The sequence below is a fragment of the Paenibacillus fonticola DSM 21315 genome, from assembly GCF_000381905.1.
Taxonomy (GTDB): Bacteria; Bacillota; Bacilli; order Paenibacillales; family Paenibacillaceae; genus Fontibacillus; species Fontibacillus fonticola.
Genome location: NZ_KB907252.1, coordinates 122,115 through 144,315, shown reverse-complemented (window position 1 = coordinate 144,315; position 22,201 = coordinate 122,115). Strand labels below are relative to the sequence as shown.

General features: G+C 48.5%; 17 protein-coding genes. 16 read left to right on the top strand and 1 reads right to left on the bottom strand.

From position 1 onward, the window contains the following. Positions 1 to 2 precede the first annotated feature (2 nt). Positions 3 to 395, bottom strand: coding sequence for a hypothetical protein (locus G358_RS0110055; protein ID WP_019637087.1), 393 nt, complete (start codon positions 393 to 395; stop codon positions 3 to 5). Positions 396 to 607: 212 nt separating this feature from the next. Here G358_RS0110055 and G358_RS0110050 point away from each other — a divergent pair, with 212 nt between their 5' ends. The 16 genes from G358_RS0110050 to G358_RS0109975 all read left to right on the top strand — a co-directional run bounded on the left by G358_RS0110050 (position 608) and on the right by G358_RS0109975 (position 22,189). Continuing rightward, positions 608 to 877 (top strand): NifU N-terminal domain-containing protein, encoded by a 270-nt coding sequence (locus G358_RS0110050; RefSeq protein WP_019637086.1) that lies wholly within the window; start codon positions 608 to 610, stop codon positions 875 to 877. Positions 878 to 1,144: 267 nt separating this feature from the next. Beyond that, a complete protein-coding gene (locus tag G358_RS0110045) occupies positions 1,145 to 2,344 on the top strand; it encodes an NAD(P)/FAD-dependent oxidoreductase (protein ID WP_019637085.1) in 1,200 nt (399 codons plus the stop codon). 14 nt (positions 2,345 to 2,358) lie between these two features. Continuing rightward, the gene (locus tag G358_RS0110040) at positions 2,359 to 3,216 is read left to right on the top strand and encodes an RNA polymerase sigma-70 factor (RefSeq protein WP_019637084.1); all 858 of its coding nucleotides are present in this window, start codon (positions 2,359 to 2,361) and stop codon (positions 3,214 to 3,216) included. A 196-nt stretch (positions 3,217 to 3,412) separates the two neighbouring features. After that, the gene (gene htpG / locus G358_RS0110035; protein ID WP_019637083.1) at positions 3,413 to 5,287 is read left to right on the top strand and encodes a molecular chaperone HtpG; all 1,875 of its coding nucleotides are present in this window, start codon (positions 3,413 to 3,415) and stop codon (positions 5,285 to 5,287) included. Between the two features lie 275 nt (positions 5,288 to 5,562). Beyond that, complete coding sequence (locus tag G358_RS0110030; protein ID WP_019637082.1) at positions 5,563 to 6,564, top strand: putative RNA methyltransferase; 1,002 nt, start codon at positions 5,563 to 5,565, stop codon at positions 6,562 to 6,564. Between the two features lie 1,012 nt (positions 6,565 to 7,576). Continuing rightward, positions 7,577 to 9,031: an aminotransferase-like domain-containing protein gene (locus G358_RS0110025; RefSeq protein ID WP_019637081.1), complete on the top strand. Its 1,455-nt coding sequence runs from the start codon at positions 7,577 to 7,579 to the stop codon at positions 9,029 to 9,031. Between the two features lie 334 nt (positions 9,032 to 9,365). Further along, positions 9,366 to 10,535 carry an aminotransferase class I/II-fold pyridoxal phosphate-dependent enzyme gene (locus G358_RS0110020; protein ID WP_019637080.1) on the top strand — a complete coding sequence of 390 codons (1,170 nt, stop codon included), beginning with the start codon at positions 9,366 to 9,368 and terminating at the stop codon, positions 10,533 to 10,535. Positions 10,536 to 10,803: 268 nt separating this feature from the next. Continuing rightward, the gene (desA, locus tag G358_RS0110015; RefSeq protein ID WP_019637079.1) at positions 10,804 to 11,859 is read left to right on the top strand and encodes a Delta(5) desaturase DesA; all 1,056 of its coding nucleotides are present in this window, start codon (positions 10,804 to 10,806) and stop codon (positions 11,857 to 11,859) included. A 453-nt stretch (positions 11,860 to 12,312) separates the two neighbouring features. Further along, positions 12,313 to 13,449 carry a sensor histidine kinase gene (locus tag G358_RS0110010; protein WP_019637078.1) on the top strand — a complete coding sequence of 379 codons (1,137 nt, stop codon included), beginning with the start codon at positions 12,313 to 12,315 and terminating at the stop codon, positions 13,447 to 13,449. Next, positions 13,446 to 14,045: a response regulator transcription factor gene (locus tag G358_RS0110005; protein WP_019637077.1), complete on the top strand. Its 600-nt coding sequence runs from the start codon at positions 13,446 to 13,448 to the stop codon at positions 14,043 to 14,045. Before G358_RS0110010 ends, G358_RS0110005 begins: the two co-directional genes overlap by 4 nt. 22 nt (positions 14,046 to 14,067) lie before the next feature. Beyond that, positions 14,068 to 14,568: a CYTH domain-containing protein gene (locus G358_RS0110000; RefSeq protein WP_019637076.1), complete on the top strand. Its 501-nt coding sequence runs from the start codon at positions 14,068 to 14,070 to the stop codon at positions 14,566 to 14,568. A gap of 383 nt (positions 14,569 to 14,951) precedes the next feature. Continuing rightward, a complete protein-coding gene (locus G358_RS0109995) occupies positions 14,952 to 16,520 on the top strand; it encodes a response regulator (protein ID WP_019637075.1) in 1,569 nt (522 codons plus the stop codon). Beyond that, a complete protein-coding gene (locus tag G358_RS0109990; protein WP_019637074.1) occupies positions 16,517 to 18,367 on the top strand; it encodes a sensor histidine kinase in 1,851 nt (616 codons plus the stop codon). The genes G358_RS0109995 and G358_RS0109990 overlap by 4 nt, the downstream gene beginning before the upstream one ends. Then, positions 18,354 to 19,733, top strand: a complete 1,380-nt coding sequence (locus G358_RS0109985; RefSeq protein ID WP_019637073.1) for an ABC transporter substrate-binding protein — start codon at positions 18,354 to 18,356, stop codon at positions 19,731 to 19,733. Before G358_RS0109990 ends, G358_RS0109985 begins: the two co-directional genes overlap by 14 nt. A 126-nt stretch (positions 19,734 to 19,859) precedes the next feature. After that, the gene (locus G358_RS0109980; protein WP_019637072.1) at positions 19,860 to 21,218 is read left to right on the top strand and encodes an ABC transporter substrate-binding protein; all 1,359 of its coding nucleotides are present in this window, start codon (positions 19,860 to 19,862) and stop codon (positions 21,216 to 21,218) included. An 86-nt stretch (positions 21,219 to 21,304) separates the two neighbouring features. Continuing rightward, positions 21,305 to 22,189 (top strand): carbohydrate ABC transporter permease, encoded by an 885-nt coding sequence (locus G358_RS0109975; protein ID WP_051107671.1) that lies wholly within the window; start codon positions 21,305 to 21,307, stop codon positions 22,187 to 22,189. Positions 22,190 to 22,201 lie beyond the last annotated feature (12 nt).

Genomic DNA, 22,201 nt, shown 5'->3' with positions numbered 1-22,201 from the left:
GATCAGCGATTGGCCCCGAACAGCCTTTTATCGAAAAATAAAATAACGATGAACAGGGCGATGGCGATCAGCAGGACGCAGGCCGGCAGGATGAAGGCAAGTAGTGTCGCCGTATTCTGCATTTTGTAATAGACGAGCATGCCGAAGGGCATCAATCCGCCGCCAATGATGCTGCACCATACGTGCAGCTTGGCCGTTCTAACCATGCTAATTTCTTTGAAGATATAGTAGAACATGCCGTAGGCGAACAAGGTCAGCCAGCCGACGACGAGAATATGAGCATGGGCGGGAGTCAGCGTGTAATCATATCGCCCAGCCATATCCGCACCGATCAAAGCGCCGATAAGAGAATAGATTGCCGCAATGCGAATTAACCATTTGCTGTATTTTACCATAGCACACTCCCACAATTCGAATGTAATGACCCCTTCAATATAGAACGGGAGTATGAACGCAATATGAACAAAGTGTGTCAAAGCAACCGAAGAGGTTGTACCCAAGAGTTTGTATTAACGATAGTTTTAATGCGATATAGTACTGATGGGTTATTCGTCAGGCGAGGCGAAGCATGCTACAATAGCGGAGAATGGAAAGGAGTGAGATAGTAATGGCATTGGAATTCGATGTACAGGCCACCCCGAACCCAAACGCCGTGAAGATCAGCGCGAATGAGGCGTTGTTCGAAGGCACGCGCAGCGTATCCTTGAAGAGCGGCGAGGCGACGGATCATCCCCTGGCCAGCGCTCTGCTTGGCATTGAAGGCGTGGACAACATTTTTGGATTAAGAGATTTCGTGACAATTACGAAAACGCCGGAAGCGGACTGGGATCCGATTCTGGAACAAGCAGAAGAAGCATTCAAGAAAATTTACGGCTAGCAAAAGTTAGCAAAAGTTAGCAAAAGTTAGCAAAAGTTAGCAGGATGATGGTTTGCGGTTAACAGAAAGGCGTTATACGATAAGTCTGTGGAAGTCACGCGAGTAGCCATCAGGCTAGTGATTATACGGATTTATCTCTAGTGAAAATGTGATGACACTGTAAAAAAAGGGCGGCTCCTTAAGGGAATCGCCTTTTTTTCTTGCCTTGTGTCACAAATCTGGCTCCTTTGCCGTCCCATGGGAAACAACACAAAGGAGATGGGAAAAATGAACGAATTAACATGCCTGGTCGTAGGCGGGGGTTACGCAGGAATAAATGCGATCCGCTCCATTCAGCAAGCATTTCAAAAGGCTGGCGAGACAAGGAAGATACGAATTGTTTTGATCGATAAGGAGCCTCATCATTTACGGAAGGTGTTGCTCTTTAAGCCTGCTGCCTATAAAGAGGAAATCACGATTCCTTTTGCACGTATGTTTTCGGATATCCAAATTATCAGAGGAACTGTTGGAAGGATTGATCATGAAAAGAAACAGGCTCACTATCGGGATGGTAATGGAAACGATCATGCGCTTGCATATGACATGGCTATTGTTACGGTTGGCAGCATCATAAGACGGCCTAAACCCGATCAAGGCGGGATCGCTCTAACGGAGCTGGAAGCGGCTGCGGCAATACGTCAGCAGTGGCGGGAGAATATGCGCCAAGCTGCAGCGGAGACCGATCCCGGGGCGAAGCAGCGGCTGCTGACGACGGTCGTGGCCGGGGCTGGTATTAGCGGAATCGAGACTTCCGCTGAACTGGCCTTGTTCATGCGTCAAGAAGCCGAGGCTTTGCAAATCAATCCGCAAATGATCAAAGTTTATTTGATTAATGCGCAAGCGAGGCTGTTTCCGGAGGGTCCGGCCAAAGTGGGTCGCAGGCTGGAACACAAGCTTCATGATTATGGCGTAACCGTGAGGCATGAAGTCAAGGCGCTTCAGGAAAAGGAAGGGATGGTGTCTTTATCTAGCGGTGAGGTTATACCGGCGGGATTATGCGTGTGGACGCTAGGCTTGCTGCCAAATCCAGCGCTAAGGGACATGGGTCTGCCGCTTACGGCTGCCGGGCAGGTTATCGTAGATTCAAGCTATCGGGTACAAGGCATGCCGGGGATGTACAGCATCGGGGACTGCGCGAGAATCGTCGATCCGGCTACCGGTCGTGCCGATACGATGACATGCAAAGAAGGAGGCGCACAGGCGTCCAGATTGGGAGCGATTGTGCTGGCGGACTTGAACGGCCGTCCGGCTCCACAGCATAAGGGCTACATGGACGCGTATTGCTTCGGCTTGGGAGGGGAGCGGGGGATGGTCTGGACGCGGCAATGGGGACTGGATATGATAATTACAGGCAGGCTGGGATGGAAGATTCGCCAATACACTTGGGATATCGCAAGCCTGGTGAAGCAGCCCCATCGGAAACCGTGAAAGGACGATGCGCAATGCATGAGCTTTATGAAAAATACAGAAGACTGCTGTTTACTCTCGCTTATCAGTTGACTGGTTCGGCAGCGGATGCGGAGGATGCGGTGCAGGAAGTATTTTTGAAGGTCTATGCCATGAACACGGACCATATCGAGGAACCTAAAGCTTATTTATGCAAAATGGTGACAAATCGCTGCCTGGATTTGCAGCGATCGTCCCGGAAGCGGCGCGAGCAGTATGTTGGCCCCTGGCTGCCCGAGCCTGTGCCGACGCCGGATGAGGATGCGCTGCAAACGCTGATCCGCAATGAGCTGCTGTCGTATGCTATGCTCGTTCTCTTGGAGCGATTGTCTCCAGCAGAACGGGCTGTTTTCGTACTTCGAGAGGCGCTCGGCTTCGATTATTTTGAAATCGCCGAACTGCTGGACAAGCGCGAAGCGAATTGCCGGAAGCTGATGAGCAGGGCCCGGGGGAAAATGGGGATTGACGCTAACGGACTCATAAACAGCGGTGAAGCGGCAGGCCGGCGTTGGGTTCAGGCCTTTTTGCAGGCGCTGGAGCAGGGGGATATGGATGTCTTGTTAGCGATGCTTACCGAAGATGTCGTCGTTCTTTCTGATGGAGGGGGCAAAGTTGCGGCAGCAGTCCGTCCGATCACATCGCGGGATCATGTCAGCCGTTTCCTGCTCGGTTTAATGCGGCAGCTAGCCCTGCAAGGGGATGTTCGTATCGAGCTGGCTTCCATAAACGGAGATACCGGCGTCATTGTTCGCTCGTCAGGCAGCGTAGATACGATTGTACTGCTGCAAGTTGAGGATGGTGCAGCCCGCCAAATCTATTTTATTAGAAATCCGGATAAGTTGGCGCATATATAGCCTAACGGGTTGACTTTAAATTTTACTATATGGTATATAAAAGGAAGAATTAGCACTCTGTGAATTGGAGTGCTAACAAGCGAAGAGGCTGGTGAGCGCTTGTATTGTAATGAAGCTCCAACAATTAGGCGTGAACATGCCTCTTTGTTGGAGCCAGGCCCCCTCAAAATGAACCTTTGAAAGGAGATTATTTTTCATGGCAAAGAAACAGTTTCAGGCGGAATCCAAGAGATTGCTGGAAATGATGATCAACTCCATTTATACGCAAAGAGAGATTTTCCTAAGAGAGCTTATCTCCAATGCCAGCGATGCGATCGATAAAATATATTACAAGGCGCTGACCGACGACAATCTCGTGTTTAACCGCGAGGATTACTTCATCAAAATTACGGCTGATAAAGACAACCGCACGCTGACGATTTCCGATACAGGAATCGGGATGACCGAGGAAGATTTGGAGAACAACCTCGGCATCATTGCGAAAAGCGGCTCTTTGGCGTTCAAGAAAGAAAATGAAGCGAAGGACGGGCATAACATCATCGGTCAATTCGGTGTTGGCTTCTATTCGGCATTCATGGTAGCCGACGTGGTGACCGTCATCAGCAAGCCGTTCGGCAGCGATCAAGCCTTCAAGTGGGAGTCCGAAGGGGCGGACGGCTACACGATCGTTCCATTCGATAAAACGACGCCAGGCACCGATATCATCCTTAAAATCAAAGAGAACACGGAAGAGGATCAATACGACGAGTTCATGGAAGAGTACCGTCTAAGAGCGATCATCAAAAAGTACTCCGATTTCATCCGTTATCCAATTAAGATGGACGTGAGCGGACAGCGCCCTAAGGAAGGCACGGAGAACGAGTTCGAGGAATATAAGGAAGAGCAAACGATCAACAGCATGGTGCCGATTTGGCGAAAAAATAAAAACGAGCTGACCGAGGAGGACTACGAGAACTTCTACCACGAGAAGCGCTATGGCTTCGACAAGCCGCTTAAGCATATCCATATTAGCGCGGACGGCGCAGTCGTATACAATGCGATCCTGTTCATTCCGGAGAACACTCCTTTTGATTATTATACTAAGGAGTACGAGAAAGGGCTGGAGCTGTATTCCAACGGTGTGCTGATCATGGAAAAATGCGGCGACCTGCTGCCGGATTACTTCGGATTTGTCAAAGGGATGGTCGATTCCGAGGACCTGTCGCTCAACATTTCCAGAGAGCTGCTGCAGCATGACCGTCAACTGACGCTGATCGCCCGCAACATCAAGAACAAGATCAAAGGGCAACTGCAAAGCCTGTTGAAGGACGAAAGAGAGCAGTACGAGAAGTTCTACAACTCTTTTGGCCGCCAGTTGAAATTTGGGGTGTACAACGATTACGGCATGCATAAAGAAGATCTGCAGGATCTGCTTATGTTCTACTCCTCCAAGGAGAAGAAGTTGGTTACGCTGGATGAATACGTCTCGAGAATGCCTGAGGATCAGAAGTATATCTACTATGCTTCCGGCGAATCGATCGAGCGGATCGAGAAGCTTCCGCAGACGGAGCTTGTCGCCGATAAAGGCTATGAAATTCTGTACCTCACCGACGATATCGACGAGTTCGCGCTCAAGACGATCCTGAACTACAAAGAGAAGGAATTCAAATCGGTGTCGAGCGGCGACCTCGGGATTGAGCCGGATGAGAAGGATGAGGAAACGGACGAGAGCAGCAACAAGGAGCTGTTCGAGGCGATGCAGGGCATTCTGAACGGCAAAGTGAAGAGCGTCAAAGCCTCGAAGCGCCTCAAATCCCATCCGGTCTGCTTGTCGACCGAGGGCGAGCTATCGATCGAGATGGAGAAAATCTTGAAGGCAATGCCGAGCGGCCAGGACGTTCAGGCCGACAAAGTGCTCGAAATCAACGTGAACCACGAGGTATTCCAATCGCTCAAGGCGGCGAATGAGAACGATAAGGAGAAGCTGAGCCTGTATACGAACCTGCTGTACAACCAGGCGCTGCTGATTGAAGGCTTGCCGGTACAGGATCCGGTGGAATTCACGAATGACATTTGCAAAATCATGGTGTAATCTTTGATGTAATCCCTAATTTTACAAATGGATCGGCTTTAAGTTAAAATGACGGAAGGAGCTTTTGTATTGAGCGCCTTCCGTTTTTTTGCCATTTTGAAATAGGCTATGAACTATAGTTAGGAAAGAGGTTGCTATCAGATGATCCACTACATTCGTTTACGTTAATGAGAGGTACAGACGGATAACCCTGGGTTTTTAAGAACGAGGATGCCTGGGCTTATTTAGCTGTGCCTTTTTCATTGACTAAATACGAATGAATGAGGTGCGATAGCATGTTAATATTTCATACCTTACCTGCCGGCATGGTCATTTGTCCGGTGTGCAAGGGTACGCTAGGGTTACAGGGCAATAGTCTGATTTGCAGTAACCGTCATTGCTTTGATATCGCGAAGCAGGGGTACGTCAACTTCCTGCTGCAAGCTCCGAAGGAGAAATACGATAAGCGACTGTTCCAATCGCGTGCCCGGGTCAGCCAGGCTGGGGTGTTTCGCGGGCTGACCGGCCGCCTGGGCGAGATTGTCCAGAGCGAGTTGGAGCGGCAGGAAAGGCGGGCGCAAGAGCTGGAGCGGCAAGAGAGGCGGGCGCAAGAGCTGGGGCGGCAAAAAAAAGCGCGGCCCAGCCTGGAGCCGGGTCCAGGGGGAAGGCAACGTACCACAGCTGCGATATTGGATGCAGGCTGCGGGGAGGGCTCCCATCTATCGGCACTTGTGCGCCAACTGACGGAAACAGCAGGGGGCAAGCTTGTCGCCGCAGGGATCGAAGGCAAACTTCTCGCCGCGGGGATTGATATTTCCAAAGCGGGCATCCAATTGGCGGCCAAGGCAAATCCCGGAATGCTGTGGGGAGTCGCTGACCTTGCGAAATGTCCTTTTGCCGACCAGTCCTTCGATATCATTCTGAACATATTGTCCCCTGCCAACTATGCCGAGTTTCATCGTATGCTTGCGGATGATGGCTTGGTGATGAAGGTGATCCCAGGCACTGAGTATTTACAGGAAATACGGCTGGCGCTGCATAGCGAGACAGGGCGGCGAACGTATTCCAATGAGAGAACGATTGAGCTGTTTCGCCGTCATTTTGAGCTTGTGGACATGCAGCAGGTAAAATACGTGCTGACAGTAGAGCAGGAGAATTTGGCGGATTTGCTGCAGATGACTCCGCTTGCCTGGCAGGCCGCTGAGGAGCAGCTGCGCTCGCTGCAGTCGCTGGACGAAAAACCACCAGTCCTTACCTTCGATTTTGTAATTTTGATGGGCAGGAAGAAGATGTGCTAAGCAAGATGAACTAAAAAGTGGGTTGCAGTCAAGGGAGAAAAATGATTTCCAATAAATTGAAAGCTTTCTGAAAGAAAGATGATTCTGAGGAAACTAGGGAACTGATAGCTCTCTGGAAGAAAGTTGCTTCGTGAGCATAGCTTGTGATCGCCTTAAAGCAGCTTCTGAAGCACAAGCTTGTGGTCGCGTTTGTGACCTGAATTCTACCTATATGAATCTATATGATCCAAGTAAGAAGAAGTCTGGGAGCAACAGCGATTGTGGAACATTTTACGTACTTACCCCGCATTCATTTCCATAGTTCAATTTATATAAATGGATTTTTAGCAGTTAGTTTCTGTGCCAAGGAAGGGGAAGCAGATTTAAATGTATTTTGTGTCATTAGAAGAAGGAAGATGGCCATCTTGTGCTGGATTCTTGATTCTAGGTACATAAAATCCATTTATTCCCCCGAAACATTCGTTTAGAGCATAATTAGATACATGAATTCCAATTAGAATTCGATACAGCCATCTTAGTACGAGATAGCTTAGTGCACACAGCTTAGTGCACACAGCTTAGTGGCACGCTGCTTATATTAGATGAACTAAAAAGCGGGAGGCAGGCAAGGGAGAAAAATGATTTCGAAGAAATTGAAAGCTTTCTGAAAGAAGGATGATTCTGAGGAAACTAGGAAACTGAAAGCTTTCTGGAAGAAAGCTGCTTCGAGAGCATAGCTTGTGATAACCTTAAAGCAGCTTAGGAAGCACAGGCTTGTGGTCGCCTTTGTGACCTTATTTCTACCTATTTGAATCTATATGATCTCCAAGAAATAAGAAATCTGGAAGCAACAGCGATTGTAAGAACATTTAAAGTACCTGCCCCGCATTTATTTCAATTGTTCAACTTATACTAGGGAAATATAAACGGAACGAATTAAGATGAAAGGAACCACAACCTTGGCAACAAAGCGGGGGTGTGGTTCTTTTGCCAATATAGATTCTATGCCACTATAGGGATAGGAGAGATAAAGATGTATCAGGATTTCAAATTAGCGGAAGGCCGGCCAGCTTACGTTCAGGTAAAGGAATACTTGAAACGCATGATCGTGAAAGGCGTTCTTCAGCCGCATCAGAAGCTTCCATCGACCCGGGAGCTTAGCCAGCTGATGAGTGTGAGCCGCAATACGATTATTTCGGCTTATCTTGGACTGGAGGAAGAGGGCCTGGTCTACACGGTGAAGGGGAAAGGGAGCTACATTGCCCAAATCACGGTTAGCGCCGCAGCGCCTTCATGGCAGCTGGACTGGCAGGAGCGCATGAACGAACAAGCGCATCTGGCCGAAGAAATGGATTTGATGAAACACGGCATTCGCGCGGAGCGAGGTACGATTTCTTTTACGAGCATTGCCCCTAACGAGAAGCTGTTTGATCTCGGCAACGTCAAGCGGGCATTCCTCGACCGGATGGCGGTGGAAGGCGAAGTTCTGCTCAACTACGGTTATGCCAAAGGCTACAAGCCGCTGATTGATCTGTTGAAGCAATATATGGAGCAAAAAGGCGTGGACTTGGATGGGAAGGACTTGCTTATCACGAACGGCTTCACGGAAGGCCTGGATTTGGTGCTGTCGTCCTTGACGAAGCGCAGTGGAGCCGTTATATGCGAAAATCCGACCCATCATACCGCGATCAAAAATTTGCGGCTTCACGGGTACGAGATCACCGGCATCAGCATGGAAAGAGACGGTATCGATTTGGAACAGCTGGAGCAAGCCCTGTCACGGCACTCCTTCGATTGCGCTTATTTAGTGCCTTCCTACCACAATCCGACGGGAATCGTTATGTCTCCGGAGAAAAGGCTCGAGCTCATGAGGCTGCTGACTCGTTATCAGGTTCCCGTCATCGAAGATGGGTTCAATGAGGAGCTTCGCTACTCCGGCTCCCATGTGTCTCCGCTGATTGCGGCGGCCGGCCAGGGCAACGGGGTGATTTACCTGGGCAGCTTCTCCAAGGTGCTGTTTCCCGGCCTGCGGGTAGGCTGGGTTCTGGCGGATCAAGAGCTGATCTACTACCTGGAAAGCCTGAAGCGGGCTCGCAGCATCCACACATCGACGCTGGATCAATCGATACTGTATCAATATTTGCTAAATGGCAATCTGGATAAATATTTGCGCAAAGCCAGGGCGGAATATAAACGGAAATACGAATGGACGAAACAGTGCTGCGAATCGTATTTGCCCTACAGCCAACTGACGGGAGACGGGGGACTGCATCTGTTCGTATCCTTCGGCGAAGGCGCGGATACGAGGCGGCTGCTGGAGCTGTGCAAGCAGCGGGGTGTCATTTTTACGCCGGGGGATCTTTTCCATACGGATGGCACTGGGCAGCATACGATGCGGCTGGGCTTCTCCCGCGTAAGCGACAAGGATATCGAAGCGGGAATCCGGATCATCGGCGAAGCGGCCAAGGAGCTGTTCGCACCCTTGTGATGCTTACGTACCTGGTCAAGTGATCATTCTACTCGTCTCTGTGATGTTGACTCTAGCACTCGATGAAGTGATGATTCCTCTCATCTGTGATGTTGACTCTAGCACTCGATGAAGTGATGATTCCTCTCATCTGTGATGATGACTCTAGCACTTGATGAAGTGATGATTCCTCTCATCTGAAATGAAGACTTTAGCGTCTGATAAAGTGAAGTTCTGCTCGCATTTGTGATGAAGACTCTAGCATCTGCTGAAGTGCAGATGACTCTAGTAACTGTCGGGTTGTTATCGCTTTGCGCAGAATGAAGTAAATGAATGGGACAGGAGAGGGCTAATAATGAGAAATGACTGGATTAACCCGGTAGTGCAGGAGATACCTCCATCTGGAATCAGGGCATTCGTAGGAACGGCGGATGAGCACGTCATATCCCTCGCTGTTGGGGAGCCGGATTTCGTAACGCCAAGGCCTGTGGTCGAGGCTTGCATCGCAGCGCTGAACCGCGGGGCGACAGGGTACACCCCGAACGCCGGGCTCATGGAGCTTCGGGAGGAAATCGCCGGCTATCTGCAGGCGAGATTCAGCCTAAGCTACAATCCTGCGCATGAAATGTTCGTGACCGTAGGCAGCAGTGAGGCGGTCGATCTGGCGCTTCGCACCACTCTTATGCCGGGGGATAAGGTCGTTGTACCGACGCCAAGCTACATCGCATATACGCCCATCGCCCAACTGCATGGAGGCAAGGTTGTAGAGGTGCAAACCTCGGAAGAGGAAGGTTTCAAGCTGCGCGCCCGGGATCTCCGGCGTCATCTTACGCCCCGTTCCAAGGTGCTGATCTTGAATTATCCCAACAATCCGACCGGAGCTGTCATGACGAGAGAGGACTTGGCACCGATCGCCGAGCTGGCCGTCGCCCATGATCTCATCATCATCGCGGATGAAATCTATGCGGAGCTGAGCTACGGGGAGCGCCACTTTAGCATAGCCGCGCTGCCCGGCATGAAAGAGCGCACGCTCGTTATAAGCGGCTTCTCGAAAGCCTTCGCCATGACGGGCTGGCGTGTCGGCTATGTGTGCGGACCTGCCGAACTGATCGCAGCCATGTTGAAAATCCATCAATATACGGCGATGTGCGCGCCGGTGATGGGACAGGTGGCAGCGATTGCTTCCTTGCGCAGTGGTATTAAGGAGATGGAGGGAATGATCCGCTCCTACGATCAGCGCAGGCAGTGGCTGGTCTCGGCACTGCGGGATATTGGCCTCCCGTGCCACGCGCCGGCGGGAGCCTTCTATGTGTTCCCGTCAATCGCCAGCACGGGCCTCAGCTCGCAGGAGTTCGCGCAGCACCTGCTGAAGGAGGCAGGGGTTGCCGCCGTCCCTGGCCATGTGTTCGGGGCTGGCGGAGAAGGCCATATCCGCTGCTCTTATGCCACGAGCATGTCCCAGCTGCAGGAGGCCGTGGAACGGATCGAGCGCTTCGTGAGGCTGCCGATGCGGCAAACATCGTAAGCCCACCCGTTAATTTACAACGCTCGCTATTCGCGAGCGTTTTTGCTGTTGCTTTTTTAGTAGTCCCATGCGCTTTATGTCCTGTATGTACTTCCAATTGGCAGGAAATAATTAGGGGAGGTATATGACATTTATCATGTTCGAGTACTGACGGATGTATCTGTCTGACCGGGGCTGTATTTTTTATAATTAGAATACATCAAAGAATTCGACGTTCCAGTCGTTCCAGCTTAATACTGGCGCGTCAGGCCCGGGGAGGAAAATTTAGATGAATAAGTCAAACCGTCTGTCAGATTTGAAAAGAAACGTAGCTCCCTACGAGGAAATTGACACGAAATCGAGTATCCGTCAATTGCTTAATACCTTGCTGCCCTTTGTGCTGTTATGGTATGGCGCTTATCTAAGTCTATCGATATCTTATTGGCTAACCCTGCCGATCACCATCATTGCCGGTGGTTTTTTGGTCAGAACCTTCATTATATTTCATGACTGCTGTCATCAGTCTTTTTTTAAGAGCCGGCTGGCAAATGAAATTCTAGGGACGATAACGGGCGTTCTTACGCTTTGTCCTTATCAGCAGTGGAAAAATACTCATTCTATTCACCACGCAACGAGCAGCAATCTCGATAAGCGCGGAGTAGGAGATATGTGGCTGCTTACGGTTGATGAGTATTTGGCCGCCTCAGCGTGGACGAAGTTCGTCTACCGTGTGTACCGTAATCCGGTCATGATGCTCGTCATTGGGCCAATCTATATTTTTCTCGTGGCTTATCGCTTCAATCGCAAGGGCGCTCGGAGAAAAGAAAGAATCAGCACCTATGTGACAAACGCTGCTCTAATTAGCTTGTATGCGTTGGTGATATGGGGAATCGGCTGGCAGGCTTTTTTACTAGTGCAGCTTCCGATCTTTTTCATATCCGGGATGCTGGGGATTTGGTTGTTCTATGTTCAGCACCAGTTCGAGCACTCCTACTTTGAGCATGACGAGGAATGGGAGTATGTGAACGCTGCGGTTGAAGGAAGCTCGTATTATAAGCTGCCGAGAGTATTGCAATGGATCACAGGAAATATCGGGTTCCATCATGTTCACCATTTAAGCCCGAAGGTGCCAAACTATAATCTGGAGAAGGCTCATGAGGCTTCGCCGCCGCTGCAGAAAGCAACGACGATTACGATCAGAACGAGCCTCAAATCGCTGCGATTCCGTTTATGGGACGAACAGAACAAGGCGTTTATCTCCTTCAAGGAGCTGAAGGCCGTCCGGCAAAAAAGCCTTGTAAGCTCAGCCAAAATCCCGAGAGTGCAAGGTGTGCAAGGGAAATAACCAAGAAATCAAGCTCGCAAGCCCATTACTTTTTCGTAGCGGGCTTGTGTTTGTTTTAAATTATAAGATTTTTAAGTTTTCAGCAGAGCTGAATAAATGAATAATCGCAAGAAAAACAACCGTTAAAGGCGGTCTGTCTACTTAGAATTGTTTCGATATATGTTTTTCTTTAGATTATAGGATTTATGAGTTATCAGCAGAGCTGAAATAAATGAATAATCGCAAGAAAAACAACCGTTAAAAGCGGTCTGTCTACTTAGAAATTGCATCGATATATGTTTTTCTTTAGATTATAGTATTTATAAGTTTTTAGTGGAGCTGAATAAATGAATAATCGCAAGAAAAACAACCGTTAAAGGCGGTCTGTCTACTTAGAATTGCTTCGATAGATGTTTTTCTTATGGTAAGATGAGTGAAATAACTTATGTTTAAATGAAGCTAAAGGGGACTAAAATGCAGAAATGGTATCAGATTTTTCATAGGAATACCGGGTTAAGTCCATATATATGGGTCGTTTTCTACATTCTGCCCTTCTATTTCATATTCCGGTCCTCCTCTCCTTACCAAGTCGTTCTGGGGAGCACGCTGATTATTGCCTTCTTTGCTTGTTATGTCTTGTCCTTCGTTTCCAGGGGCTGGAAGGTATACTTTTGGACGAGCCTGCAAATTGTTATTTGCATTGCGATGACGCTGTTATTCGGGTACGTATACTTCTCGTTATTTCTGGCTTTTTTCATCGGAAATATTAAGAATAGGGCGGGATTTTTTACGTTGTATACGATTCATCTGGTGACGACGGTGGTGACCATCAACTGGGGGTTTGTGACGAAAACATCATGGTTCATTACGCAGCTTCCTTTCGTTCTAGTCAGCTTGATCGGTGTTATTCTGCTGCCTGTCACCACATATAACCGCAATAAAAGCGATCGGTTGCAGGGGCAGCTGGAAGACGCGAATAAGCGGATATCAGAGCTTGTAAAGCTGGAGGAGCGGCAGCGGATTGCCCGCGATCTGCATGATACGCTAGGACAGAAGTTATCCTTAATTGGCCTGAAGAGCGACCTTGCCAGCCGATTAATCCATGAGAACCCGGAGCGGGCCGGGGTGGAGCTGGACGATGTGCGTCAGACTGCCAGAACAGCGTTAAAGGAAGTCCGTGAGTTGGTTACTGAGATGAGGGGAACAAGACTGCAGGATGAGCTGTTCCGGATTAAGCAAATTTTAAAGGCAGCTCAAATTGAACTTACTTTGGCGGGAGAGGCTGATGAACTGGACATTTCGCTCATGAACGAGAATGTGTTAGGAATGTGCCTGAAGGAAGCCGTAACGAATATCGTCAAGCATAGCAGCGCGACAGCCTGCTCCGTGGTGCTGGAGCCAGCTCGTGGCGAAGTTGTGGTCCGAATAAAAGATAACGGCGTAGGAGTCCCCTCGGAATCGGTCTATTATAAGGGAAATGGCCTGCGGGGCATGAAGGAACGTCTTGAATTTGTGAATGGGAGCATGGAAATCGTCTCCAACGGGGGAACGCAGCTTACGATCAAAGTTCCTAGCTCATTAAAACAGCCTGTAAAGGAGGCACCGCTATGATCCGTATTGTAATTGCTGAAGATCAGCGTATGCTGCTTGGAGCATTGGCTTCGATCCTTGATCTCGAGGAGGATATGACGGTAGTCGGCAGGGCCAGCAACGGGGAGGATGCGATTAGGCTCGTACATCAGCATAAACCAGATATTTGCATCATGGATATTGAAATGCCCGTAAAGAACGGTCTGGATGCGGCGATGGAGCTGAAAGGCTCTGGCTGCAAAGTGATGATCTTAACGACCTTTGCCCGCTCTGGCTACTTTGAACGCGCGATTCGGGCCGGGGCAAGAGGGTACTTGTTGAAGGACAGCCCCAGCGAGGAGTTGGCGACATCCATCAGGAGCATTATGGCAGGAAGGAGAATTTACGCTTCAGAGCTTGTAGATGAGGCATATGGGGAAGAGAATCCGTTGACCGAGAGGGAGAAAGAAGTGTTGGAACTCGTTGCGAACGGGAAAAACACAAAGGAGATTGCCAACGAACTGTTCATTACGGCAGGCACGGTTCGTAATTATATATCTGTTATTCTCGATAAGCTTGGGGTAAGTAACCGAATCGAAGCGATTACCCGGTTTAGAGAGAAGGGTTGGTTTAAATAATATAAGGGAGAATGATCGTAATATGTCATTAGAAATTGAACGGAAATTCCTGCTGCCGGCTTATCCTCACGCCCTAATCGAAAGCGGCCAAATCGAGGTGAAGTCCGAGCGGCGGATCGAGCAGACTTACCTGGCCTTAGCGGGCGATGAGGAGCTGCGCGTACGTAAAATTAAGGATTTGGGCACGGGGGAAGTCACGTATACGCATACGTTCAAGAAAGGGCATGGACTGATGCGCGAGGAAGTGGAATATGCGATCTCCGCAGGAATTTATGAACAGGTGATGGAAATCCATCAGGCGATCCCGCTGACAAAGAATCGAATTACGGCAAATTGGAGCGGTAGAGTGATCGAGATAGATTTATACGATCAAATCGATTTCATGGTCCTTGAGGTTGAGTTTGCTTCCGAAGAAGAGGCAGCGCAGTTTGCTGCACCGGACTGGTTCGGTCCAGATATTAGCACGAATAAGGAATACAGCAATAAGAAGGTATGGAAGGAGCTGCAGGAGCGCTCCAGATGACCCATTGAATGAAGCCGTCTTACTGGCCGGATACGGGCTGTCGGGATGGCTTTTTTTATTTTGTAAAAAATAAAAACCTTTCGGATTAGAAGTGTTGGTTTTAGTGTGGGAAAGACGTCCACATAGTGCTAGTGATTAGCCTTGAACACGATGGTACGAAGCCGTGCCCTCAGCAATAAGATTGCCAATAGGGTTGTCCATGGCTAAAGAGCTAAAGAGGCTTAAAAGGCTTAAAGGCTTCTGGACAGCCCTTATTTGTGTCAGCACAAAATAGTAATCTTTTCTAAAGAAAGTGATATTGCCCGATGCAGCCTTCTCGGGTATATTTTTGATAGCGCTTTCTTTTTGGGGTGAATGCAGCAAATGAACAGGGGGAGATCGTTTTGCTTAAGTTATTAATCGTTGACGATGAAGTGAGACAAGTTAAGGCTCTGTCGGCTGTCATCCGCAAAATACGGCCCCAATTGGAAGTTATCGAGGCATATGAAGGGGAGACAGCTTGGAACATCGTACAAACAGAGTCGGTAGATGCTATTATATCCGATATTTCTATGCCTATATTGGATGGAATGGAATTGATCAGCCGAATTTATACTTTCGACCCGAAGATCAAAATTATATTATTGACCGGATATAGCGAATTTGGTTATGCCCATAAAGCGATTCAGCACGGCGTGGTTGATTACCTGGTCAAACCGATCAGCTACGAGGGTATCGTCACAGCGGTTGAAAAATTCGAGCAATTAACAAAGCAGGAGTTGGTTTATGAAAAAACAGCTCAGCTCTATTACGATAAACTATGGAACCGTATGGTCAAGGGTGAACTGAGCGGGGCCGAGCTGCACGAGCTGGAAGACCTTGTCCCTAAGGGATGCTCAGGCCTATTATGTTTAATTGATAGGCAGCCTTCTCAGAACCAGGGTTCAAGCTCGGCTAGCGAGCATGCCGCTCGGCTTCGATCTGCCTTTACTGCAGAGCTTTGCGGCCTGGGGCAAGTAGTTTCATTTGCATCCAGCGGGGACGTGGAGCGCAACGTCCATTTGCTTTGGCTCGATAGGTGGAGAATCTCCACGATTTCTGACGTCAATTACAGGCTTATTAAATGGGCAGAGGACCTTCGCTCGGACTTCCCGGACCTACAAATCGGAATGAGTTCTTTAAAATCAATGAATACGGCCGAAACCTGTGAAGCTTATCAGGAAGCGAGTCTGGCGCTAGAGCATGCATTTTACTTGGAGAGAGAACATTTGGTTCGCTACGAAAGCATTATGCCATTCGCAGCGGGGAGAAGGCTTGAAAACCACAATCAGGCAGATCTTTTTGCCGATGGGATACGATCGCAGGAACGCAGCACTTTATCAAACTTGATTAGTCATTTGTTGGAACAGCAGTCTCCATATGTGCGGCCTAGTCAATTGAAGGAGCAAGCCGCAGAGTTCATGTTCGTCGTGTCGGAACGTTTGAAAAGAATGCTGGACGAGCCTGCATGGTCAGAACTGGTGGACCGCCATAGACAGCAGATCATGGCCAGCAATCGCTGGTCTGAGCTGCGTTATCGGCTCATGCAATGGTCGGAAGAATGGATCACCCATATGGAGGTCATGCAGCAGGACAAGAACAGCATCATCATTTCACGCTGCCAGAATTATTTGAAGCAGCATTATATGAAGGATGTTTCATTAGAGGAGGTTGCGCAGAAGTATCATTTCAATGCCTCCTATTTCAGCAACTTGTTTAAGAATAAAACCGGCATTAATTTCTCCGACTATTTGCTGGAGACGCGGATTCATCATGCCAAGCAATTGTTGATGAATACCGACGAGAAGATTACTCATATTTCGCAAAGCGTGGGATTTCGTAATACGGCTTACTTCATTAAAATGTTTAAACGGAAAACCGGCTTATCGCCAAACACCTTTCGGCAAATGGCAGGTAAAGAAAAAACATCATGAAGAAAATATTAAAGTCCATACAATTCGGCCGTTTACATACGAAAATACTCATTACGCTTATTATTTTACTTGTGATCCCCATGGCCAGCTTGGGATATAGCGACTACCAGCTCAGCAAAAAAACAATGCTGGAAATGACCCAAAATGATGTGCAGACGATCGTGAAGAAAAACAACCAAATTATCGACGCGCGGTTATCCCGGGTCAGAGAGATGATCTATGGATTTATGGGAGATAAGGATGCGTATGATATTTTTCTAACGATGGATAACGAGGATAAGGTGTCGATTCTAAACGCTGATATACAGCTCAAAGCCATTCTTGCGAAGTACTTTGCTCAATCCAAGGATATTTACTCCGTACAGCTCGTAACGTCATTTTTTACGTTTGGTACGGCATCCTCTGCGAACAGTGAGCATGCCAAAAATTTTATCCCCCATGAGGTATTTCCCGAAACGGAGCTGTTTCAAGCGGCTTGGCATGGCGATGGCAAAACTGAGTGGTATCCAACCTATCATTTTGCGGACATGTTTCAGCTGGAATATCTCAAGGACTATGATTACGAATATAAGTATTTATTCTCCTCCGTCACCTTGATGAACGGTTCTTATACGCAAAGCGTCGACTATCGAACGCTGGCAGAGAAGCCGGTGCTTGTTGTCAACTTTAAAGAAACGCTGTTTAATGACGTGTTCGTGGGCAGTTTGCCAGTCGCGGATACAGCCTATTTTGTTATTGATGAAGGAAGCAATGTTGTGTTCCACCAGGACGATGCTAAGGTAGCCAAGCAGATGGACACGACGATGTTTAGCAGCTCGTTTGAAGAGGAAAGCGGCGTAGAACTGATGAATCTTGACGGAGAAGAGCATGTGGTGGCTTATTCGCGCTCGGACATTACCGGGTGGCTATCCGTTGCAGTTATTCCGTCCCAAAAGCTGTTTGATCCTTTTCTTAAGCGATATTTAACCAATATGTTCATTTCGGCAATCTCTATTACGATCTTGTTCATCAGTCTCTCTTTTTTCTTGTCCCGGCTCATTACTGAGCCGTTTCGTACGATGATCCGGGCGATTGTCAGCACCGGCGAAGGCCGGTTTACAACCAAGCTTAAAGAGCATGGCAGCTATGAATTCGTCGTCGTTATGCGCAAGTTTAATGAAATGAATGAGAAAATACACAAGCTGATTCAGGAAAACTATCAAAGTGAAATCCGGGAGAAGGAAGCCCAAATCAAAGCTTTGAATTTGCAGCTTGACCCTCATTTCATGTATAACACCTTGAACATGGTGAGTTTAATGTCTCTGGAGAAAGGGGAGTATGAGATCAGTGATATCGTGGTCAGTCTGTCGAATATGCTGAAATATTTAGTCCGCGACGATTCGGCGCTGGTCACCTTCGAGAAGGACATGATGTATTTAAAAAGCTACATAATGATAATGTCTAAGCGTTTCGAAGGAGCCTTTGACATTGAATATGAGATTGACGATACATTATACGGAGAGGAAGTGCCGAAGTTTTTCCTGCAGCCGCTTGTAGAGAATGCCTTTGTGCATGGCTTTAAGCAGCTTAGCAAGCCAGGATGGCTCCGTATTCAGTGCAAGAAGGAAGGGAATTACTCCGTATTTACGGTAGAGGATAACGGCTGCGGCATAAGTGAGGAGAAGCTTAGGGCCATTCATTCAGGGGAGTGCAACGTCGGCTTAATGAATGTCAATGAAAGAATTAAAGCCTACTACGGGAATGAGTACGGGCTGAGTATTGAATCGGCGGCAGGCCAGGGCACGAAAATTGTCATTACACTGCCGAATAGCCAGGTGAAGGAGGCTGTCCAAAATGTCGCTACGTAGAAGTCTGGAAGCTTTGGCTGTTCTGATCTTCATTGGGATTATCGTAGGTGCCATCTGGCAGCTGCGGACGGGCTATGAAGAAGACGCCACCTCCGTTTCCAAGCACGACAAAATAAGGCTTCGCTTCACTTATTGGGGCTCTGTAGAGGAGAAGAAGGCGATCGAGAATGCTATGGCTAAATTTATGGAACGCTACCCATGGATCGTCGTGGACACGATCCAACTGCCCAATTCTGATTACAATACGAAGCTGACGGCGATGTCAGCGTCGAATGAAGAGCCGGATCTAGGCTATATGACGACGGAGCTAGGCGAGGTGTTCGCCAGCCAGGATAAATTTATGAACTTATATGATTTTTTGGAGCGGGATCCTGACCTGTCCAAGGAGGATTTTCTCGATTACTTATGGTACAAGCAAGCCGATGACTATGCCTGGGGCGTTAGCTCCGCTGCGGAATGCTTCGGATTGTTTTACCGGAGAGACTTGCTTGCGGCAGCGGGGGTGGCCCCGCCATCTCCAAGAGCGGAAGAAGCATGGACATGGGATGAATTCGTGAAAGCGGCTCAGAAATTGACGCTGGATCATGAGGGAAGAAATGCGCTGCATCCTGCTTTTGACAAAAATAATATTGCGCAATATGGCGTGATGTTCGAGACATGGAGCGAGCCGATCAGCAATTTCGTGTTCAGTAACGGGGGACAATGGATCGATCCAGAGGGAGCGACGTTTAAATTGAATGAGCCGGAGGCGGCCGAGGCCATTCAGAAGCTCGCTGATTTGGTCAACGTATATCATGTTGCGCCGTCTCCATTTGAGACGAAGTCGATGCCGGCCATGAATGTGTCTTTGCAGGCGGGCTTGACCGCGATGATTATAGACGGCCAATGGATCAATCTCGATCTGGGCAAGGCCGAGGTTGATTATGATATCGGCGTGCTGCCCAAGATGAAGCAGAGCGTGACAGTCGGGCTTGCTGGCGCGTCTGTTATTTTCAAATCGACGAAGCATCCGGAGGAAGCATGGCTATTGCTGAAATGGCTGGCTGATCCGAACGAGGCGATTGAATTGTACACGAGCGGGCTATGGATGCCCACGCTGAAGAAGTGGTATACGGAGCCGGAACTGATCAATACGTGGGTGAATGTTAATTCGGCGTCTCATCCTCCGGGCTTTAAAGACGCGATGCTCACTCAGCTTATGGACAACGGTGTGCAAAGCGTAGGCTACTATATGAAAAATCAGTCGGTTATTTATCCGATCGTGACAAGCGAGCTTGTTCCGGTCTGGCTGGGGAAAAAATCGGCCCAAGAAGCGCTTGACGAAATCAGTCGAAAGGTGGAGCCGTTGTTTCAACAATCAAAGTAATACTATCTCAATAAAGTATCATTTTTGACCTCCAATCCTGCTGTATATTGATGTTGCGGTTGATGGAAGCGCTTCAAAACGAAGCGCCCGCAGCGTAATCATACTTGAGATTGGAGGTTTTTATGTATGAAAAAAAGGTGGGGAATAATTTGGTCCAGCGTGCTGATCCTGTTACTGCTGCTCTCAGCCTGTGGCGGCAATTCAGGCGCAGGAAGTAAAGAAGGAGGCTCTGCAAATCGTACAGATCAAGGAGCAGGTGAAGACAAGACAGTTACCCTGAAATTTATGGGCTGGGAGGTAAGCCCGCTAGAGACGGAGAGCGTGAAAAAGGGCATCGAGCTGTTCATGGAGCAGAACCCGAATATCAAAGTAGATTATACGACGATTCCGAATGGGACGCAGTACGTCGCTAAAATGCAGGCGATGCAACTCGGAGGCGAGGCCCCGGACGTATTTTTCCTGCAAAGCGATTATTATCGCGATTTTGTGAAACGAGACTTTTTATTGAACCTGGACAGCTATGTAGCAAGCGATTTTAACCCGGATGATCTCATCGACTCCGCCGTCAGTTTAAGCACGGTGAACGGCAGTTTCTACGGTATCGAATCCTGTATCGTTGCGCCTGTTCTGTATTACAATAAAGAAATTTTCGACAAAGCAGGTCTACCTTATCCGCCAAGCGCTCCGAGCGAAGCATGGACTTGGGAAGAGTTCACCGAGGTCGCTAAGAAGCTGACGGTTAAAAAAGGCGACCAAGTCGAGCAATACGGCGTGTATGGTCTGGAGGACTATTATCAGACGATCGCTCTTATCATGAGCAACGGAGGCAACTGGTTCTCTGAAGATCTAAAGAGCTCCGCAGCGAATACGGCGGAAGTGAAGGAAGCGCTGCAGAAAATTTATGATTTGAGATCTATCGAAGGCGTAACTCCAGAATCGAAGCTGCTGCAGAACAGCGGGATGAGTTCATCGCAGATGCTGCAAACCGAAAAAATAGCTATGCTCGTCAACGGCTCCTGGGCGCTCCAGGAACTTGCAAATATGAACTTCGAAGTAGGCGTAGGCGTGCTGCCCAAGTTCAAAGAAGCGGTAACGCATGGCCAGGCTCATCTGCATGTCGCCTCCAAGAGCACGAAGCACCCGGAGGAAGCGTGGAAATTGATCAAATTCCTGTCTTCCGAGGATTACCAGCTGCAGAACGTGAAAGCGGGCTTATGGCTGCCGAACCGGAAATCCTTATACACCGAGGAAGGCATTCAAAAATGGCTTACGGAAGGCGTGCACCCGGAAGGCTTTGAGAGTATGATTCCTTATTTCCTGAACTCCAAAGTGTATCCTTATGCAATGCTGAGCAGCCAGAAAATCCAGGAGGATACGACGGCTCAATTGGATGCCTTCTTCTATGGAGCCCAGCCGCTGGATACAACGCTGCAGAATATTGAGAAGTCGGCGAATGACACGATATCCGGTATTGGCGGAAATTGAAGCTAAAAGCTGACGGCACAAATCCATTAAATATGAATAACCCGGATGGATCCAATGTCCGGGTTATGACTTCCGGGGTGAAATTCATGAAGCTGGCAAAACCCTTGCTCTACAGAGACGGCATATGGGCTTTTCTCATGCTGCTGCCGAATTTATTGGGATTTCTTATGTTTGTACTGCTTCCCGTGGTGGCTACATTCGTGATCAGTTTTGCATCATGGGATTTAACGAGCAATTTTAAGTTTGTTGGCGTCGATAACTACACACATTTGCTGGCCGATGAAACCTTTCATCAGGTGTTGTGGAATACGATTTATTTTACGGCGGTAAGTGTGCCAATCGGCATTGTTATTTCTTTGTTCTTGGCGAATGTACTGAATCAGAAGCTGCGTTTTATACGATTTTACCGGGCTGCATTCTTTATTCCGGTTATTTCCTCCATGGTGGCGGTAGCAGTGATTTGGCAGTGGATTTATAACCCGCAATACGGCCTACTCAATTATGCGCTCAGTTGGCTTGGCATCACGGGCCCAACCTGGCTGACAAGCACGAAATGGGCGATGATCGGTATCATGATTACGGCGATCTGGAAAAGTCTCGGATTTAATATGCTGATTTTCCTGGCGGGATTGCAGGGAATATCGGAGAGCTATTACGAGGCGGCTGAAATCGATGGGGCCAAATGGTATTCGAAATTTTGGAACATCACGGTGCCGCTGCTGTCTCCAACGACCTTTTTCGTGACGGTCATGGCGATTATCAACTCCTTTCAGGTGTTCGATACGGTGTATCTGATGACACAAGGCGGTCCGGCGAGAACGACCTCTGTGCTCGTTTATTATATTTATCAAAATGCGTTCCAGTATTTCCAAATGGGCTATGCCAGTGCGATTGCCTACGTGCTGTTCTTTATCGTATTAATGATCACCTTACTGCAATTTTGGAGACAAAATAGGTCGAATGTTTATTAAAAAGAGGAGGAT

What these genes read in the sequence shown, in the direction of transcription:
- G358_RS0110055 (WP_019637087.1), bottom strand. Translation starts at nt 395, where the DNA reads ATGGTAAAATACAGCAAATGGTTAATTCGCATTGCGGCAATCTATTCT.
- G358_RS0110050 (WP_019637086.1), top strand. Translation starts at nt 608, where the DNA reads ATGGCATTGGAATTCGATGTACAGGCCACCCCGAACCCAAACGCCGTG.
- G358_RS0110045 (WP_019637085.1), top strand. Translation starts at nt 1,145, where the DNA reads ATGAACGAATTAACATGCCTGGTCGTAGGCGGGGGTTACGCAGGAATA.
- G358_RS0110040 (WP_019637084.1), top strand. Translation starts at nt 2,359, where the DNA reads ATGCATGAGCTTTATGAAAAATACAGAAGACTGCTGTTTACTCTCGCT.
- htpG (WP_019637083.1), top strand. Translation starts at nt 3,413, where the DNA reads ATGGCAAAGAAACAGTTTCAGGCGGAATCCAAGAGATTGCTGGAAATG.
- G358_RS0110030 (WP_019637082.1), top strand. Translation starts at nt 5,563, where the DNA reads ATGTTAATATTTCATACCTTACCTGCCGGCATGGTCATTTGTCCGGTG.
- G358_RS0110025 (WP_019637081.1), top strand. Translation starts at nt 7,577, where the DNA reads ATGTATCAGGATTTCAAATTAGCGGAAGGCCGGCCAGCTTACGTTCAG.
- G358_RS0110020 (WP_019637080.1), top strand. Translation starts at nt 9,366, where the DNA reads ATGAGAAATGACTGGATTAACCCGGTAGTGCAGGAGATACCTCCATCT.
- desA (WP_019637079.1), top strand. Translation starts at nt 10,804, where the DNA reads ATGAATAAGTCAAACCGTCTGTCAGATTTGAAAAGAAACGTAGCTCCC.
- G358_RS0110010 (WP_019637078.1), top strand. Translation starts at nt 12,313, where the DNA reads ATGCAGAAATGGTATCAGATTTTTCATAGGAATACCGGGTTAAGTCCA.
- G358_RS0110005 (WP_019637077.1), top strand. Translation starts at nt 13,446, where the DNA reads ATGATCCGTATTGTAATTGCTGAAGATCAGCGTATGCTGCTTGGAGCA.
- G358_RS0110000 (WP_019637076.1), top strand. Translation starts at nt 14,068, where the DNA reads ATGTCATTAGAAATTGAACGGAAATTCCTGCTGCCGGCTTATCCTCAC.
- G358_RS0109990 (WP_019637074.1), top strand. Translation starts at nt 16,517, where the DNA reads ATGAAGAAAATATTAAAGTCCATACAATTCGGCCGTTTACATACGAAA.
- G358_RS0109985 (WP_019637073.1), top strand. Translation starts at nt 18,354, where the DNA reads ATGTCGCTACGTAGAAGTCTGGAAGCTTTGGCTGTTCTGATCTTCATT.
- G358_RS0109980 (WP_019637072.1), top strand. Translation starts at nt 19,860, where the DNA reads ATGAAAAAAAGGTGGGGAATAATTTGGTCCAGCGTGCTGATCCTGTTA.
- G358_RS0109975 (WP_051107671.1), top strand. Translation starts at nt 21,305, where the DNA reads ATGAAGCTGGCAAAACCCTTGCTCTACAGAGACGGCATATGGGCTTTT.